Source organism: Streptomyces sp. NPDC048254, assembly GCF_043201895.1.
In the GTDB taxonomy this organism is placed as follows: domain Bacteria; phylum Actinomycetota; class Actinomycetes; order Streptomycetales; family Streptomycetaceae; genus Streptomyces.
In genome coordinates this window covers 383,595-400,878 of sequence record NZ_JBICZJ010000007.1, presented here as the reverse complement: position 1 = coordinate 400,878, position 17,284 = coordinate 383,595, and the positions used below count along the sequence as shown (strand labels likewise).

The following is a 17,284-nucleotide window of genomic DNA, read 5'->3' as shown; positions in this document are numbered from 1 at the left end:
GTCGGCGGCGCTCCGTCGACGCAGACGCTCCATGCGACAACGTCGAGATCGGCTCCCGGAGTGCGTTCACGGCGTTCCAGCCCGGTGAGACCCGCCGCTCCGCTCGCTCGAAGATTTTTTCGCTCCACCGGAATAGACAGACCTGTCTATGGGGTTGCCAGGTCATGTAGACAGACCGGTCTACCCACTCAAGCGTCCGTGAACCGACGACCTCCGGCCCCGCCCCCGCGAAGGATCTCCCGATGAACCACCTCGCACCGCACGAGCGAACCAAGCCGTCGAGCAAGCCCATCCCGCCGCGCGCGGCGTTCTACTTGCTCGCCTCGATCGTCGTCTCCTTCCTCGCCGCCTCCAGCGCGCCCACTCCGCTCTATGCGTCCTACCAGGCCGAATGGGGCTTCAGCCCGATCACCACCACCGTGGTCTTCGGCATCTACGCGATCGCCGTGCTCTCCGGCCTGCTGGTCCTCGGCAAGCTGTCCGACCACGTCGGCCGCCGCCCCGTCCTGATCGCCGCGATCGCCGCCCAGGCCGTCGCGATGGTGCTGTTCTCCACCGCCGGAGGGGTCGGCGAACTGCTCGTCGCCCGGGTCGTGCAGGGCCTCTCCACCGGCGCCGCGCTCGGTGCGGTCGGCGCCGCCATGATGGACATCAACCGCTCCCGGGGCACCGTGGCCAACGCGTTCGCCCCCGGCGTGGGCACCGCGACAGGCGCCCTGGTCAGCGGTTTCGTCGTGCAGTACCTGCCCGCCCCGACCCACACGATCTACCTCGGCCTGCTCGGTGTGTTCGTGGCCCAGGCCGTCGCCATCGCCCTGATCGACGAGACCGTCTCCCGTGCGCCCGGCGCCCTGGCCACCCTGGTGCCCGAGATCAGGCTCCCGCGCACGGTCCGCGGCGCCGCCCTCGCCGCGGCCCCGGTCATCTTCGCCGTCTGGGCGCTCGCCGGGTTCTACGGCTCCCTCGGCCCCGCCCTGGTCCGTACCCTGGTCGGCTCCGACTCGGCCGTCTACGGCGGCCTCGGCCTCTTCGTCCTCGCGTTCGTCGCGGCCGTCTCCGTCCTCGTGCTGCGCAACACCCGGGCGACGACCGTGATGTACACCGGCATCGGCGCGCTGGTCGCCGGCGTCGCCGTCACGCTGCTGGCCGTCGACCGGAGCGCACCGGTGCTGTTCTTCGTCGGTACGGCCGTCGCCGGCTTCGGCTTCGGCAGCGGCTTCCAGGGCGGCATCCGCACCGTGCTGCCGCTGACCAAGCCGCACGAGAGCTCGGGCGTGCTGTCCCTGCTGTTCGTCGTCGCCTACCTCGGCATGGGCGTCCCCTCCGTCATCGCCGGAACGCTGGTGGTGCACGGCGGCGGACTGGTCCCGACCTCCGAGGAGTACGGCGCGGTGGTCATCGCCCTGGCGCTGCTGGCCCTCGCCGCCCTGCTGCTGCGCGGCGCGTCGCAGAGCGCACCCGGGGTGCTGGTGGCCTCGGGAGGCTCGCCCGCCATCGAGGCCCGAGAAGCCGAGCGCGCCGACGTGGCGTCCCGGTGACTGAGTAGACCGGTCTGGTCAGTCGTAGAGTGGAAGAGTCGAGAAGGTGAGTGGTGAGTGGCATGACGAAGACGTTGAGTGCCAAGGCTCCCACGGCCCGGGAGCGGCTGCTCTCGGCCGCGAACGAGTTGTTCTACGCGGAGGGCGTGCAGACGGTCGGGATCGACCGGATCATCGAGCGCGCCGGGGTCGCCAAGGCCTCGCTGTACAACACCTTCGGTGGCAAGGAACAGCTCATCCGCGCCTACCTCGACTCCCGGTACGCCAGGGTGTCCGCCCGGCTGCTGCGCGCCGTCGACGGCACCGATGATCCGCGGGAGCGTCTGCTGGCCGTGTTCGACGCGCAGGCCACGCTCTTCGCCGAGCAGGGCTACCACGGGTGCGCCTTCCTGGCGGCCAGCGCGGAGGCCAAGCAGGGCAGCGCCATCGAAGAGGTCTCCGACACCTACCGCGCCTGGGTCCGGGCCCTGTTCACCGACCTCGCCGGGGAGGCCGGCGCCCCGGATCCCGAGGGCCTCGCCCGCCAGCTCCACCTGCTGTACGACGGGGGCGGCGTGTCCGCGCGGATGGACCGCGACCCGTCGGCGGGTGCGGTCGCCCGGCAGGCGGCCGCGGTCCTGATCGACGCGGCGCTGACCACCCGCTCGTCAGAGCCCGTTTCCTGACGCTCGGTTCCTGGGGCTCGGCGCCTGACGCTCGGCGCCTGACGCTCGGCGCGAGTGCCGTCCTGGCTCATCACCAACTCCCGTACCGTGCACGGCCATCCGAGCGGCGACGTCATGGACGTAGAGGACACCCTCGCCTTCGCCGCGCTGCACGGGATCCGCGCCCGCTTCCGGATGGCGCTCACGACCGGCGCCCGACCCGTGCACGGGCAGCAGCGCCGCGGCAGCGTTGTCATCGACGCCGCCGCGGCGTTGCCGTGATCCCCGTCAGGAACCGTCGGGGTCGGAACGGTTCAGCGTCGGCTTGGGCGTCGGCCCCGCCGTCATCAGATAGTCGGCGGCCGAGGTGTCGGTGACGAGGCTGGTGACCAGCCCCGACCTCAGCACCGCGTCGATGGCGGCCGCCTTGCGCTGCCCGCCCGCGATCGCGACGACCTCGGGGATACGGCGCAGCTGGTCGGCCTTGACCGTGATGCATCGTTCCCCCAGGTCGCGTCCGACCCGGCGGCCGTCGGCGTCGAAGAGGTGCGCGGCCATCTCGGCGGCGACACCGAGCGTGGCGTAGTGCGCACGCTCCTCGTCGCTGAGCATGTCGTGCACCGTCGAGATGCCGCGCTCCCAGGAGCCGATGGAGACACAGGCGACCGTGACCTTGTCGAAGTACTCGAAGGCCCGGGCGATGCCGGTCTGGTTGCGCAGCGCGGCCGCGGTGGCCGCGTCCGGCAGCAGCATCGGCGCGTAGATGGGGTGGGCGTCGCCGCCCGACACCTGCGCGGCACGCCGGACCGCCTCGACCGAACCGCGCTCGGAGGTCCCGGCGTCGTACACGCCCGTCAGCTGCACCACCGTGCACGGGGGCAGCCGGTCGAGCGCCGCCGCCATGTGGATGGTGGACCGGCCCCAGGCGAGACCGAGCACATCGCCCTCGTTGACGAGCTCGCCGAGCAGGTCGGCGGCGACCTCACCGAGGTTCTCGGGGTCGGGGGTCTCCTCCGCCTCGGCCGGGGACTCGACCACGACGGCGTGCCGCAGGCCGTACCGGGCGCGGAGCGCGTCGGAGCGCTCGGCGTCCAGTTCGGCCGGCACACGGATCTCGATGCGTACGAGATCCCTTTCGAGGGCAGTCTCCAGTACCCGGGCCACTTTGAAGCGGCTGACGCCGAACTCCTCAGCGATCTGGATCTTGGACTTGCCCTCAAGGTAGAAGCGGCGGGCCATGGCCGCCGCCTGCACCAGCTCAGCGGGTCCCATCCGCATGGCTGACCGGCCCGCCGACATACCCGACACGGTCATCTCCTCACTGCTGTTCACACTCTGGATACGCCGTTCATCCTTGCAGATCCGGCGCAGTCGATCAGCCCTGATCGGAGCCGTTCACGTTCCCGTACCTCAGTGGTCGCACGCCCAGGACGCGGCGGCTGTGGCCGCCTCGGCCTGGGTGCGTAGTGCACGTACCGCCGCTGCCGGGTCGTTTGCCCCGTACACCGCCGAACCTGCCACAAAAACGTCGGCTCCGGCGTCCGCGCACCGCTCGATCGTCGACGCCGAAACTCCACCGTCCACCTGGAGCCACAGCTCCAGTCCGTGCTTGCTGATCAACTCCCGGGTGCGGCGGATCTTCGGCAGCATGATGTCGAGAAACGCCTGGCCGCCGAAGCCCGGCTCCACCGTCATGATGAGCAGCATGTCCAGCTCGGGGAGCAGGTCCTCGTACGGTTCGATGGGCGTCGCGGGCTTGAGCGCCATGGAGGCGCGAGCACCCTTGGCGCGGATCTCGCGGGCGAGCCGCACCGGGGCGGCCGCCGCCTCCACGTGGAAGGTGACGGAGGAAGCACCCGCTTCGACGTACTGGGGTGCCCAGCGGTCGGGGGCCTCGATCATCAGATGGCAGTCCAGCGGGGTGTCCGTGGCCCGGGCCAGGGACTCTACGACCGGCACGCCGAGCGTGAGGTTCGGGACGAAGTGGTTGTCCATGACGTCGACGTGGAGCCAGTCGGCGCCCTCGACCGCCTTCGCCTCGTCCGCGAGGCGGGCGAAGTCGGCGGACAGGATGCTGGGGTTGATCTGCGCGGCCATGCCCCAAGCGTGCCATGCCCTGACGGGGTGGGCCGAGTGGGGTTCGGGGGTGAGTGCGGTTGTGGATCCCGTGCGGGTGGGTGGGGGTTGCTCGCGCCCACGCGGCGGAGCCGCAAATCGACGGAGCCCCGCGCCCCCTACGGGGCGCTGCAGTCGCGTCAGCCACATAGCTGCGGGCAAATCGTGCCTCCCCCAGTGCCTTAAGGGCCTGGGAGGTGCCCCCAGGCGGCACGGGTGGGCGCTGGGGGTGCCCCCTCTGGGGGAGGCACCCTGCCAGCGCCGGTGAGCGGTCCCCACCCCCGCCTCAGCCAGTCCTCCGGATCAGCGCCAGATACATCGCGTCCGTGCCGTGCAGGTGCGGCCACAGCTGCACATCGGGCCCCTCGCCCAGCTCCGGCACCCCCGGCAGCAACGGACGCGCATCCACGAGCTCGGTCTCCGGCCGCTGCTTCAACACGTCCTGGACCACCGCCCGCGTCTCCGCGAGATGCGGCGAGCACGTGGCATACCCGACGACCCCGCCCACCCGCACCGAGTCGATCGCGGTCCGCAGCAGCGCACGCTGCAGCGGGGCGAAGTTGTCGAGGTCCTCGGGGCGGCGCCGCCACCGCGCCTCCGGGCGGCGGCGCAGCGCGCCCAGGCCCGTGCAGGGGACGTCCATCAGGACCCGGTCGAAGGTGCCGGGACGCCACGGCGGCCGCGTGCCGTCGGCGGTGATGACCTGGTACGGCCCCGGATTGCCGTGCAGCGCCTTCTCCACCAGGCCGGCCCGGTGCGGCTGCTTCTCCGAAGCGAGCAGCACGGCCCCGCGCTCCGCGGCGAGCGCGGCGAGCAGCGCGGCCTTGCCGCCGGGCCCGGCGCAGCCGTCCAGCCAGGTCCGGTCCGGGCCGTCGAGCGGCACGTTGGCGAGTGCGAGGGCCACCAGCTGGCTGCCCTCGTCCTGCACCCCGGCCCGGCCCTCCCGCACGGCCTCGATGGCGCCGGGCTCCCCGCCCTCGCTGAGCCGCACCGCGTACGGCGACCAGCGCCCCGGCACGGCCGCGTCCTCGTCGAGCAGTTCCTCGGCGGTGGCCCGCCCAGGCCGGGCGACCAGCGTCACCTCGGGCCGTTCGTTGTCGGCGGCCAGCAGTTCCTCGATCCCGGCACGGCCCCCGCCCAGCGAGTCCCAGAGCGCGGAGACGACCCACCGCGGGTGCGAGTGCACGACGGCGAGATGGTCCTCGGGGTCCTGGTCGTAGGGCGGCGCGACCTTCGCGAGCCAGCCGTCGAGATCGTCCTGCGCGACCTTGCGCAGCACCGCGTTGACGAACTTGGCCCGCCCGTCGCCCAGCACCACCCGGGCCAGCTCGACGGAGGCGGACACGGCGGCGTGCGACGGGATCCGCGTGCCGAGCAGCTGGTGCGCGCCCAGGCTCAGCACGTCCAGCACCGGCGGGTCGACCTCGCGCAGCGGCCGGTCGACGCACTGGGCGATGATCGCGTCGTACGTCCCCTGCCGGCGCAGCGTCCCGTACACCAGCTCGGTCGCGAGGGCCGCGTCCCTCCCGTCGAAGTCGCCTTTCTCCCGCGCCTTGCGCAGCAACGGCGGCAGCACGAGGTTGGCGTAGGCGTCCCGCTCGTCCACGGCGCGCAGCGCTTCGAAGGCGAGGAGACGGACGGGGTCCTTCTGGGGACGGCGGTAGGGCTTGGCGGGCCGACGCGGCCCCCTGGACTGCTGGCTCACGAAAAAGGTGCTCCGGGTATGGGAGTGATGCGACTCCCAGCGTACGCCGCGCGCACCGGAAAGCCGCTGTTGAGAGGGGCAGGCTCAGTCGCCGAGGGTCTCCCCGGCGCCGATGCGCACGCCACGCGCCCAGTCGGCCGCCCGCATCGGCTTCTTGCCCTGGGCCTGGACCCAGAGCAGTTCCACGGCGTACGACCCCGTCCCCACGTGCGCGCTGTTCTTCCCGATCGCGATCTGGGCCGGGGCGAGATCGGTCCGCTCGGGCACCGGGGTGACCTGGATCAGCTTGAGCCGCTCACCGCGGAAGGTGGTCCAGGCACCGGGGGCGGGAGTGCAGCCGCGCACCACCCGGTCGACCCGCAGCGCGGGCGCCGACCAGTCGACCTTCGCGTCCTCGACGGTGATCTTCGGGGCGAGGGTGATGCCGTCGGCCGGCTGCGGTACGGCCTTGAGGGCGCCGTCCTCGATGCCGTCCATGGTCGCGGCGAGCAGCCCGGACCCGGCGAACGCGAGCCGGGTCAGCAGATCACCGCTGGTGTCGGTGGGCCGGATCTCCTCGGTGACGGTCCCGTAGACGGGCCCGGAGTCGAGGCCCTCCTCGATCAGGAAGGTGGACGCGCCCGTGATCTCGTCGCCCGCCATGATGGAGTGCTGGACGGGCGCCGCGCCGCGCCACGCGGGAAGCAGCGAGAAGTGCAGATTGACCCACCCGTGGGCCGGCACGTCGAGGGCGACCCGCGGCAGCAGCGCACCGTAGGCGACCACCGGGCAGCAGTCCGGCGCGATGGCCTTCAGCCGCTCCAGAAACTCCGGATCGCGCGGCTTCTGCGGCCTCAGCACCTCGATCCCGGCCTCCATCGCCCGCTCGGCCACAGGCGAAGCGACCAGCCTGCGGCCCCGCCCGGCCGGCGCGTCGGGCCGCGTGACCACGGCGGCCACCTCATGCCGCCCGGAGGCGATGAGAGCGTCCAGAGCGGGAACGGCGACTTCGGGGGTACCGGCGAAGACAAGCTTCATGGGCGACTGAGGGCCTCTCGGACACGACGAACACGGGCAACGCACAAGTCTATGCCGCAACCCAAAACCCCCACCCACAAACCACAGCCCCACAGCCCCACAGCCCCACAGCCCCACAGCCCCGCAGCCTCGCGACCCCGCAGCCCACACACCGCAGACCACGAACCGCCAAGCGCGGACCGCGAACCGCGAACCGCGAACTACAGACCGCGAACTACAGACCGCGAACTACAGACCGCGAACTACAGACCGCGGTCTCGGAGTACGGCCTACGAACCGCTATCCCGACCCCCGCCCGCGATCCACCACCCACCACCCGCGATCCGCGACCCCGCCGTCCGCCGTCCGCGGCCCACCATCCACGATCCGCGACCCGCGACGCCCGACCCACCACCCGCGACGCCCGACCCGCAATCAACAACCCGCAATCCGCCGACGGCGTACACCCCCACGGGTCGCTCAGCCTCTCTGCCGACCGAACGGCCGGTGCGCGGGCGGGAAAACCCGGCGTACGCATATGCCCATACGCCCCCACACCGTGACCAGCGGAGCGCCCACGCGTTGGTCAAGAAAGAGTTGACCACAACGGGCCGCATACGCGGCCCATTCCTTTCAACGCCGGTTCGAGAGGCTTGTTCATGGCCGACCACGCAACCCACGACGCCCAGGCCCGGGCCAGCCTGCACTTGTTGGTGCGGGACATCGAGCGGGTCCGCCGCCAGGTGGACGCACTGCGCACGCTCACCGCCCAGTTGGGCAACGTCTACCGCCCGCGCCGCTCCGGCCCGTCCACGGGCTTCGTCGTCTACGGACGCGCCCCCGCCCCGACGGTCCGCCTCGCCCAGGAACTCCGGGACAGTGTCGAAACCCTGGTCACGGCCGCCGTGGACTTCGACCGCTCACTCGGCTTCTCGTGGGACGCGGTGGGCTCCGCCCTCGGGGTCACCAAGCAGGCGGTGCACCGCCGTTACGGCGCCCGACGCGCCACGGCCCAGCCGACACCGGCCGCCGAGACCGAACGACCGACCGAGTCGGCCGGCACCCGCACGCTCAACATGGGCGTCGGCCTGCCCACGGTACCCACGGTCCCCGCCGCCCGTTCCATGCCGACCCAGCCGACCGCGGGCAGCCCCACCCTCCGCGACGAGGCGAGGCCAACAGCCTTCCCTGGCCCGCGCAACGGCTGACCCAGCACAACGGCTGACCTCAAGGGGCTGACCCGCCCGCCCTCTGCCCTCCCGGCAAACACCCGGGAGGGCAGCCGTCTGCCCAGCCACCTCTCCCTTCTCTTCCCCCTCCCCCGTATCCCCCATCCCCCATCCCCCATCCCCCCGCTAGCCGATGTCCGGCGGATCGACCCGCACCCGTACGGCCTCCCCGCTCCCCCGTGCCATCCGCGCGGCCTGAGCCGTCTTCAACGCGGCAGCCAGCGCGGCACCGCTCCCCGGTGGCACCCGTACCAGCGCCCGCTCCCAGTGCTCCCCGGGCGGCGGCGCCCCCGCCCGCCGAGGCGCCCCGGCGCGCACCACGGGCACCGGAACCGGCCCCAACACCTCCGCGTCCGGCGGCAGTTCGACCGTGGCGAGGAACTCCGCGAGCGCCTCCGCCGGCCCCGACACCGCCGCCATCCGCGACACCGGCGGAAACCCCAGCTCGGCGCGCTCGGCGAGTTCCCGCACCGCGTGCCCGACGGGATCCCAGCGCACCAGCGCCTGCACGGGCCGCAGCGTAGGCTCCGCGACGACGACCACGGTGCCGCCCTCTTCCTGCGGCCGCACCAGCGCCCCGGCCGCGATCCAGCGGCGCAGCGCATCCTCACCGGCGCGCAGGTCGGGCCGCCCGAGCATCGCCCAGCCGTCCAGCAGCAGCGCCGCCGCATAGCCGCCCTCGGCGACCGGCTCGGCGCCGGGTGTGCTCACGACCAGCGCGGGGGCTCCCGGGACGGTGTCCAGCACATGCTCGCGTCCCGAGGTCCGTACGGGTACGGCGGGAAACGCCCGCCCCAGCTCCTCGGCGGTCCGCCGGGCCCCGACCACCTGGGCGCGCAGCCGGAAGCCGCCGCACTCGGGGCAGTGCCAGTCCCTCTCCTCACGCCCGCACCACCCGCACCCCAGCGCCCCGGCGTCCCGCGCCTCCAACGGACCGGCGCAGTGCCGGCAGCGCGCCGGCGCCCGGCACTGGGCGCAGGCCATCCGCGGCACATACCCCCGCCGGGGCACCTGCACCAGCACCGGCCCGTGCCGCAGACCGTCCCGTACCGCCTGCCAGGCGAGCGTCGGCAGCCGCGCGGCCCGCGCGGCCTCGTCCCGCGCGAGGTCCCCGTCCCCGACCGTCCGCACCAGCGGCGCGGACCGACGCACCTGTTCCCGCCCCGCCACCAGGGGCCGCGCCCAGCCGTTCTCCACGAGCTGTGCGGCCTCCACCGTGCAGCTCCAACTCCCCAGCAGAAAGGCGCACTTGTCCAGCGCGGCACGCAGCAGCAGGACATCCCGGGCATGCGGCTGCGGGGCGTGCTGCTCGCTGTGGCTGTCGTCGCCGTCGTCCCAGATCGCGACGAGCCCGAGGTCCCGTACCGGCGCGAACATGGCGGCCCGCGTCCCCACCACCGCCCGCACCGAGCCGCGGCTGACGGCGAGCCACTGCGCGTACCGCTTCTCGGGCCCGGCGTCGGCCGTGAGCAGCGCATGCCGCCCTTCGCCCAGCACATCGGTCAGCGCGGCATCGACCCGTGCGGCGGCCCGTCCGTCCGGTACGACGACGAGCGCGCCGCGTCCCGAGGCGAGCGTGGCGGCGACGGCCCGGGCGATCTCCTCGCTCCACCGGGGCCCCGGCAGGGCGTTCCACACGGCACGCGGCGCGCCGCCGGAGGCCAGCGACTCGACGAAAGCCGCCCCGTGCTCGTACCGCGTCCAGGATCCGGCGTCGGGCACCGGCGGGGGCGGCAACGGCTCGGGCGAGGTCCGCTTCTCGGCCCGCGCGCTGCGCGGCGGCACGGCCAGCTGCAACACGTCCGCGAGGCTCCCCGCGTACCGGTCGGCGACGGCTCGCGCGAGCCGCAGCAGTTCCTCGCTCAGCACCGGCTCGGGAGACACCACCTGGGCCAGCGCGGCCAGCGGCCCCGAGTACTCGGACTCGGCGAGCCGCTCCACGAGGAACCCGTCGATGAGCCCCCCGCCCTCTCGGCGCCCGTCCCGGACCCGGTGCCGGCCGGCTCCGAACCGCACCCGCACCCGCACCCCCGGCTGTGCGTCGGCGTCCAGCTCGGCCGGGACGGCGTAGTCGAAGTACCGGTCGAGATGCAGCACACCCTTGTCCACGAGCACCCGGGCGACCGGCAGCCGCTCGGCCAGCTCGGCCCCCCGCCAGGTCCGCGGCTTGGCCCGGGGCACCTTGGCCCCCCGCACGCTCTCCCGAATGAGCGCGAGCTGCTCCGGCGGCGCCCCTTCGGCGCCCCCGCCCCCCTGCCCGTTCTCGCTGCTCACGCTTGCATTCTTACCAAACGCCACTGACAACCGACGCCGCCCGAGATCATTCCGACCGCGGACCGCCACACGGCGCTTCTCTGCCTGGGCCACTCGGCCATACCGGTCCGGAAACCGGCAGCAGGATTCGAACCTGCGGGGGGATCACCCCGAAGAAAGTATCCGAGGCCTGCACACCGGGCGGCGCCGGTCTCCCGAGATCAGCCCGGCCACGGTCGAAACACACCAGCTTCACCGCGCACCCATGGGCGCACTCCACGGAAGTAACCGCAGCCATCGCACCGGGACGGCGCCAGCGTACTGATCACCCCGTCTCCGCGGCCAGCCGATTTCCGCGACCCCAAGGCATGGCGAAGGCCCGGCTCCCCCGAAGGGCAACCGGGCCTTCGTCGAGGTGGCTCCGGGGTTACAGGCCCGCGGCCTTGCGCAGGGCGTCCACGCGGTCCGTCTTCTCCCAGGTGAACTCGGGGAGCTCGCGGCCGAAGTGACCGTACGCGGCGGTCTGGGCGTAGATCGGGCGGAGCAGGTCGAGGTCGCGGATGATGGCGGCCGGACGCAGGTCGAAGACCTCGTCGATGGCCTTCTCGATCTTCTCGTGGTCGATCTTGGCCGTGCCGAAGGTCTCGACGAAGAGACCGACGGGCTCGGCCTTGCCGATCGCGTAGGCCACCTGGACCTCGCAGCGGGATGCCAGGCCGGCCGCGACGACGTTCTTGGCGACCCAGCGCATGGCGTAGGCGGCGGAACGGTCGACCTTGGACGGGTCCTTGCCGGAGAAGGCACCGCCGCCGTGGCGGGCCATACCGCCGTAGGTGTCGATGATGATCTTGCGGCCGGTCAGGCCGGCGTCACCCATCGGGCCGCCGATCTCGAAGCGGCCGGTCGGGTTGACCAGGAGGCGGTAGCCCTCGGTGTCGAGCTTGATGCCCTCGTCCAGCAGGGCCTTCAGCTCCGGCTCCACGACGAACTCGCGGATGTCGGGGGCGAGCAGCGACTCCAGGTCGATGTCCGAGGCGTGCTGGCTGGAGACGACGACCGTGTCGAGGCGGACGGCCTTGTCGCCGTCGTACTCGATGGTGACCTGCGTCTTGCCGTCCGGGCGCAGGTAGGGGATGGTGCCGTTCTTGCGGACCTCGGACAGGCGCTTCGACAGGCGGTGCGCCAGGAAGATCGGCAGCGGCATCAGGGTCGGCGTCTCGTCCGTCGCGTAGCCGAACATCAGGCCCTGGTCGCCGGCGCCCTGCTTGTCGAGCTCGTCCTCGTCGCCCTCGACCCGGTTCTCGTACGCGGTGTCCACGCCCTGTGCGATGTCCGGGGACTGCGCGCCGATCGACACCGAGACGCCACAAGAGGCGCCGTCGAAGCCCTTCTTCGAGGAGTCGTAGCCGATCTCGAGGATCTTGTTGCGGACCAGCGTCGCGATGTCCGCGTACGTCTTGGTCGTGACCTCGCCGGCCACATGCACCAGGCCGGTGGTGATCAGCGTCTCGACGGCGACCCGGGAGGTCGGGTCCTCGCGCAGAAGCGCGTCGAGAATGGTGTCGCTGATCTGGTCAGCGATCTTGTCGGGGTGACCCTCGGTCACGGACTCCGAGGTGAACAGGCGACGGGACACAACGCTCCCTGGGGTTGCAGCGGCTGCTGGCTGATCATTGGCGGACGACACGGTGGGCTGCACCTGTGCGTCGTCCGAGAACAGTTTATCGGTCGCACTCCGCCGCCGGCCCACCTGTCTCGACACTCGGGAGTGCTGTGACCTGCGGCACAGGCATTCTGCCCAATGGGCGGCGGCGTTGACCAGAGCCACCGCACCCCAATGTGACGTCCGGGAAAGTTGACATACGGCTGAAAAAAGTTAACCCAAACGGGCCGCCACCAGATCCCACACGATGTCGGCGAGCGCCTCCTTGGGCCCGTGCGGCACAGGCGTCTCACTGCCGTCGGCCCCCAGCACCACGGCCTCGTTCTCCTCGGAGCCGAAGGTCTTGCGCTCCCCCACCTCGTTCACCACGAGCAGGTCGCAGCCCTTGCGCGCCAGCTTGGTCCGGCCGTTGGCGAGGACGTCGTCGGTCTCGGCGGCGAAGCCGACGATCACCTGTCCGGGCCGCGCCCGGTCGGCCGAGATCTCCGCGAGGATGTCCGGATTCCGCACCAGGACGATCGGCTCGGGGTCCTGGCCGTCCTTCTTCTTGATCTTCCCGGCCGCGTAGACCGCGGGGCGGAAGTCGGCGACGGCGGCGGCCATGACCACGGCGTCGGCGTCGGCGGCCGCCTTCAGCACCGCCTCCCGCAGCTGTACGGCCGTCCCGACCGGGACGACGTCCACGCCGGCCGGGTCGGGCAGGCCCGTGGTGTTGGCCGCGACCAGGGTCACCCGGGCGCCCCGCGCGGCGGCCGTGCGGGCGAGGGCGTGCCCCTGCTTGCCGGAGGAGCGGTTGCCGAGGAAGCGGACGGGATCGAGGGGCTCGCGGGTACCGCCGGCGGAGACGACGACATGGCGGCCCGTCAGGTCGGGCTCCCGCGCTCCGCGCGCCAGGATGCGACGGCAGTCCTCGAAGATCTCCGCCGGGTCGGGGAAGCGGCCCTTGCCCGTGTCGACCCCGGTGAGACGGCCGACCGCCGGTTCGATGACGACGGCGCCGCGGCGGCGCAGCGTCGCCACGTTCTCCTGGGTGGCCGGGTGCTCCCACATCTCGGTGTGCATCGCGGGGGCGAAGACGACCGGGCAGCGGGCCGTGAGGAGGGTGTTGGTGAGCAGGTCGTCGGCGAGGCCGTGGGCCGCCTTGGCGAGTATGTCGGCGGTGGCGGGGGCGACCACGACCAGGTCGGCGTGCTGGCCGATCCGGACGTGCGGAACCTCTTCGACGTGGTCCCAGACCTCGGTGGAGACCGGGTTGCCGGAGAGGGCGGACCAGGTGGCGGCGCCGACGAAGTGCAGCGCGGAGGCGGTGGGCACGACCCGGACGTCATGGCCCGACTCGGTGAACCTTCTCAGCAGCTCGCAGGCCTTGTAGGCGGCGATGCCACCGCTGACCCCCAGCACGACCTTCGGCTTGTCCACCGTCTCTCCCCGCACTCGGCTCCCGTGCACCGGCTCCGGCGCACGACTCCATCACACACCACAGGCCCGACAGTCGGCTGCCGGGCCTGTGGATAAGTCAACTGCAATACGAAAGTACTACTGCAGCACTACTGCACTGCTACTGCGCCGGGCCTTCGACGGCCTCGGAGGTCAGCAGACCCGCGTTGATCTCGCGCAGGGCGATGGAGAGCGGCTTCTCGTGGACGTGGGTGTCGACGAGCGGACCGACGTACTCAAGGAGACCCTCGCCGAGCTGCGAGTAGTACGCGTTGATCTGGCGGGCACGCTTGGCCGCGTAGATCACGAGGCTGTACTTCGAGTCGGTGGCCTCGAGGAGCTCGTCGATCGGAGGGTTGATGATGCCCTCGGGCGCGGTGATGGAAGAGGACACGCTCTGCCTTCCGATGGATGGGAAAGATTCAGTCTGAATGATCGGAGACGATCACACAACGTCCATCAAGGCTAGCAGCTCGCGCGCCACGTCCTCGACGGAGGTGTTGACCAGCGTCTCGTCGAACTCCGGCTCCGCCGCCAGTTCGATCCTGGCCGCGTCCAGACGGCGCTCGATCACCTCGGGCGGCTCGGTGCCCCGTCCGGTGAGCCTGCGCACCAGCTCGTCCCAGGAAGGCGGAGCCAGGAACACCAGTCGGCCCTCCGGCATGGACTCGCGGACCTGCCGGGCGCCCTGGAGGTCGATCTCCAGCAGGACCGGCACGCCGGACTCCAGGTGCTCCAGCACCGCCTGCCGCGGGGTGCCGTAGCGGTTGCCCGCGAACTCGGCCCACTCCAGGAGTTCGCCGTTGGCGATGAGCTTGTCCATCTCCTCGTCGGAGACGAAGAAGTACTGCACTCCGTGCTTCTCGCCCGGGCGGGGCCTGCGGGTGGTCGCCGACACCGAGAGCCAGACCTCGGGGTGCTCCTTGCGCATATGCGCGACGACCGTGCTCTTGCCGACCCCGGAAGGGCCGGAGAGCACGGTCAGCCGCGGACGTACGTCCGGGGGCTCGGGGGTCGTCCCCCGGAATGTTGCAGCCATGCAGCGATTATTCCAGCAATCGCAGGTTGCCCGGGACGGGTGTCCCGGACGGCCCGGTGATCAGGAGCCGGTGCTGCCGAACTCGCGCTCCAGAGACGCGATCTGGTTGGAACCGAGGCCACGCACTCGGCGGCTCTCGGAGATCCCGAGTCGCTCCATGATCTGCTTGGCGCGGACCTTGCCCACGCCCGGCAGGGACTCGAGCAGGGCGGAGACCTTCATCTTGCCGATGACGTCGTTTTCCTGGCCCTGCTTGATGACCTCGTGGAGAGAGGCGCCGGAGTGCTTGAGTCGATTCTTGACCTCGGCCCGCTCCCGGCGAGCCGCGGCGGCCTTTTCGAGCGCGGCTGCGCGCTGTTCAGGGGTAAGGGGCGGAAGAGCCACGCCTACGTCACCTCGGATGTCGAACTGTCGGATACGGACCGGTGAGGAACCTAGTCGGCCCACACCTGGGGAGCTACGAGCAACACGCTTGCCCGTTGACTCTGCTCGGAGACTAGCGGGCAAGTCCGCCGGAGTCAGCGAGAACAGCGGAAAAGTCCTGGTCAGCCTCCGTCAGGCCAGACATTTCAGACATACTGCCCAGGATTTGAGAATGTATTCACGCTGAACCCGTCGCCCGAACACCCGCCGAAGCGCTCCCGGATCACTCATCGGAGTCCTCACCGACCTGCGACGACGTCCCGGATCTCGCCCGCGAACCGCTCCGCGGCCGCCCGCAGAGCCCCGACGTCGGGACCGTGACGCAAAACACCTCGGCTCACGTTTGGAACCACGTTGCGCACCGCCGCCCCGAAGACCGTGGGCAGGTCGGCGGCCGTCGCCCCCTGCGCCCCGACGCCCGGCGCGAGCAGCGGGCCGTTGATGTCGAGGTCGTACGACGACAGGTCGCCGACCGTGGCGCCCACGACGGCGCCGAAGGAGCCCAGCGGCTCCTCCCCCGCGTTCTCGGCGGCCAGGTGGGCCAGCATGGTCGCGCCGACCGTCCGGCCGTCGCCGCGCACCGCGTGCTGCACCTCGGGGCCCTCCGGGTTCGAGGTCAGGGCCAGCACGAACAGGCCGGCGCCGCTCTCCCTCGCCAGCGCCACGGCCGGACTGAGCGAGCCGTAGCCGAGATAGGGCGAGACGGTCAGGGCGTCCGAGAACAGCGGCGCGTCCTTGCTCAGGTAGGCCTCCGCGTACCCGGCCATGGTGGAGCCGATGTCGCCGCGCTTGGCGTCCATGACGACCAGCGTCCCGGCGTCCCGTGCCTCCCGCACCACCCGCTCGAGGACGGCCACCCCACGCGAGCCGAACCGCTCGAAGAACGCGCTCTGCGGCTTCATGACCGCGACCCGGTCGGCCACCGCCTCCACCACGGTACGGCTGAACCGCTCAAGCCCTGCCACGTCGTCGTTCAGACCCCACTCGGAGAGCAGCGAGGCATGCGGGTCGATACCGACGCACAGCGGACCGCGCTCGTCCATCACACGGCGCAGCCGCGCGCCGAAGGGCTCCAACGGGCTCATACGGCCTTCCTCACATCGGCGCCGACCGCGTCGGCGAGCGTGGCGTACGGGCTGGTGCGCAGGCGAGCCGCGAGCCCCTTGTGAATGGCGTGGGCCCAGAACGGCCCCTCGTAGATGAAGGCGCTGTAGCCCTGGACCAGCGTGGCACCGGCCAGGATGCGCTGCCAGGCGTCCTCGGCGTTCTCGACGCCGCCGACACCGACCAGGGTGATCCGGCCGCCCACGCGCGCGTACAGCCGCCGCAGCACCTCCAGGGACCGCGCCTTCAGCGGCGCCCCGGAGAGCCCCCCGGTCTCCTTCACCAGCTCAGCGTCGGAGCGGAGCCCGAGGCCCTCCCGCGCGATGGTGGTGTTGGTCGCGATGATCCCGTCGAGCCCCAGCTCGACGGCCAGGTCGGCGACCGCGTCGACGTCCTCGTCGGCGAGGTCCGGCGCGATCTTCACCAGCAGCGGCACCCGGCGGTTCGCCGCCACACGGTCGGCGGCCTCGCGCACGGCCGTGAGGAGCGGACGCAGATGGTCGACGGCCTGGAGGTTGCGCAGGCCCGGCGTGTTCGGCGACGACACGTTCACGACCAGGTAGTCGGCGTACGGCGCGAGCCGCTCGGCGGACTTCACGTAGTCGCGGACCGCCTGGGCTTCCGGTACGACCTTGGTCTTGCCGATGTTGACGCCCACGACGGTCCTGAAGACGGGCTCACGGGTCGCCAGCCGCGCGGCGACGGTCAGCGATCCGTCGTTGTTGAACCCCATCCGGTTGATCAGCGCCCGGTCGGCGACGAGCCGGAACAGCCGCTTCCTGGGATTACCGGGCTGCGCCTCACCGGTCACGGTCCCGATCTCGACGTGATCGAACCCGAGCATCGACATGCCGTCGATCGCGACGGCGTTCTTGTCGAACCCCGCGGCCAGCCCGAAGGGCCCGTGCATCCGCAGCCCGAAGGCCTCGGTGCGCAGTTCCTTGTAGCGGGGAGCCAGAGCGGCCGCGACGAAGGTACGCAGCACGGGGATGCGAGCGGCGAGCCGGATCCACCGGAAGGCGAGGTGGTGGGCCTGTTCCGGGTCCATCCGCTTGAAAACGAGGTTGAAGAAGATCTTGTACATGGAGTCCTCATGCAAAGGGGGACACCGGCGTACGGTGCCCCCCATATCGACAGC

The 17,284-nt window shown here is 71.7% G+C and carries 16 protein-coding genes; 4 read left to right on the top strand and 12 right to left on the bottom strand.

Translation table 11 applies throughout. The features are described from left to right. The first annotated feature begins 242 nt into the window (after positions 1–242). The 3 genes from ACGFZQ_RS22270 (at position 243) to ACGFZQ_RS22260 (ending at position 2,464) form a co-directional block, all read left to right on the top strand. Positions 243–1,538, top strand: coding sequence for an MFS transporter (locus ACGFZQ_RS22270; protein WP_393841740.1), 1,296 nt, complete (start codon positions 243–245; stop codon positions 1,536–1,538). Between the two features lie 62 nt (positions 1,539–1,600). Then, the gene (locus tag ACGFZQ_RS22265; protein ID WP_351735595.1) at positions 1,601–2,203 is read left to right on the top strand and encodes a TetR/AcrR family transcriptional regulator; all 603 of its coding nucleotides are present in this window, start codon (positions 1,601–1,603) and stop codon (positions 2,201–2,203) included. 54 nt (positions 2,204–2,257) lie between these two features. After that, positions 2,258–2,464: a hypothetical protein gene (locus ACGFZQ_RS22260; protein ID WP_393841739.1), complete on the top strand. Its 207-nt coding sequence runs from the start codon at positions 2,258–2,260 to the stop codon at positions 2,462–2,464. Positions 2,465–2,470: 6 nt separating this feature from the next. Here ACGFZQ_RS22260 and ACGFZQ_RS22255 read toward each other — a convergent pair whose 3' ends face one another. From ACGFZQ_RS22255 to fmt, 4 genes are all read right to left on the bottom strand, one after another. Then, the gene (locus ACGFZQ_RS22255) at positions 2,471–3,514 is read right to left on the bottom strand and encodes a sugar-binding domain-containing protein (RefSeq protein ID WP_351735599.1); all 1,044 of its coding nucleotides are present in this window, start codon (positions 3,512–3,514) and stop codon (positions 2,471–2,473) included. A 78-nt stretch (positions 3,515–3,592) separates the two neighbouring features. Beyond that, positions 3,593–4,279: a ribulose-phosphate 3-epimerase gene (gene rpe / locus ACGFZQ_RS22250; RefSeq protein WP_351735601.1), complete on the bottom strand. Its 687-nt coding sequence runs from the start codon at positions 4,277–4,279 to the stop codon at positions 3,593–3,595. Between the two features lie 304 nt (positions 4,280–4,583). Then, positions 4,584–6,002, bottom strand: coding sequence for a transcription antitermination factor NusB (locus ACGFZQ_RS22245; RefSeq protein ID WP_351735603.1), 1,419 nt, complete (start codon positions 6,000–6,002; stop codon positions 4,584–4,586). An 84-nt stretch (positions 6,003–6,086) separates the two neighbouring features. Further along, positions 6,087–7,019: a methionyl-tRNA formyltransferase gene (gene fmt, locus ACGFZQ_RS22240; protein ID WP_393841738.1), complete on the bottom strand. Its 933-nt coding sequence runs from the start codon at positions 7,017–7,019 to the stop codon at positions 6,087–6,089. A gap of 638 nt (positions 7,020–7,657) precedes the next feature. Here fmt and ACGFZQ_RS22235 point away from each other — a divergent pair. Continuing rightward, positions 7,658–8,206, top strand: coding sequence for a hypothetical protein (locus tag ACGFZQ_RS22235; RefSeq protein ID WP_351735607.1), 549 nt, complete (start codon positions 7,658–7,660; stop codon positions 8,204–8,206). A 147-nt stretch (positions 8,207–8,353) separates the two neighbouring features. Here ACGFZQ_RS22235 and ACGFZQ_RS22230 read toward each other — a convergent pair whose 3' ends face one another. From ACGFZQ_RS22230 to ACGFZQ_RS22195, 8 genes are all read right to left on the bottom strand, one after another. Further along, positions 8,354–10,501 (bottom strand): primosomal protein N', encoded by a 2,148-nt coding sequence (locus ACGFZQ_RS22230; RefSeq protein WP_393841737.1) that lies wholly within the window; start codon positions 10,499–10,501, stop codon positions 8,354–8,356. A gap of 406 nt (positions 10,502–10,907) precedes the next feature. Next, positions 10,908–12,116: a methionine adenosyltransferase gene (metK, locus tag ACGFZQ_RS22225; protein ID WP_351735611.1), complete on the bottom strand. Its 1,209-nt coding sequence runs from the start codon at positions 12,114–12,116 to the stop codon at positions 10,908–10,910. Between the two features lie 240 nt (positions 12,117–12,356). Next, a complete protein-coding gene (coaBC, locus tag ACGFZQ_RS22220; RefSeq protein WP_393841736.1) occupies positions 12,357–13,562 on the bottom strand; it encodes a bifunctional phosphopantothenoylcysteine decarboxylase/phosphopantothenate--cysteine ligase CoaBC in 1,206 nt (401 codons plus the stop codon). A gap of 139 nt (positions 13,563–13,701) precedes the next feature. Continuing rightward, complete coding sequence (gene rpoZ / locus ACGFZQ_RS22215; protein ID WP_003982715.1) at positions 13,702–13,974, bottom strand: DNA-directed RNA polymerase subunit omega; 273 nt, start codon at positions 13,972–13,974, stop codon at positions 13,702–13,704. Positions 13,975–14,025: 51 nt separating this feature from the next. Next, the gene (gene gmk, locus ACGFZQ_RS22210; RefSeq protein WP_393841735.1) at positions 14,026–14,619 is read right to left on the bottom strand and encodes a guanylate kinase; all 594 of its coding nucleotides are present in this window, start codon (positions 14,617–14,619) and stop codon (positions 14,026–14,028) included. A gap of 60 nt (positions 14,620–14,679) precedes the next feature. Beyond that, positions 14,680–15,003 (bottom strand): integration host factor, encoded by a 324-nt coding sequence (locus ACGFZQ_RS22205; RefSeq protein WP_003977346.1) that lies wholly within the window; start codon positions 15,001–15,003, stop codon positions 14,680–14,682. A gap of 278 nt (positions 15,004–15,281) precedes the next feature. Continuing rightward, positions 15,282–16,127, bottom strand: a complete 846-nt coding sequence (gene pyrF / locus ACGFZQ_RS22200) for an orotidine-5'-phosphate decarboxylase (RefSeq protein WP_382545854.1) — start codon at positions 16,125–16,127, stop codon at positions 15,282–15,284. After that, on the bottom strand, positions 16,124–17,230 hold the full coding sequence (locus ACGFZQ_RS22195) for a quinone-dependent dihydroorotate dehydrogenase (protein WP_393841734.1): 1,107 nt from the start codon (positions 17,228–17,230) through the stop codon (positions 16,124–16,126). Before ACGFZQ_RS22195 ends, pyrF begins: the two co-directional genes overlap by 4 nt. Positions 17,231–17,284 lie beyond the last annotated feature (54 nt).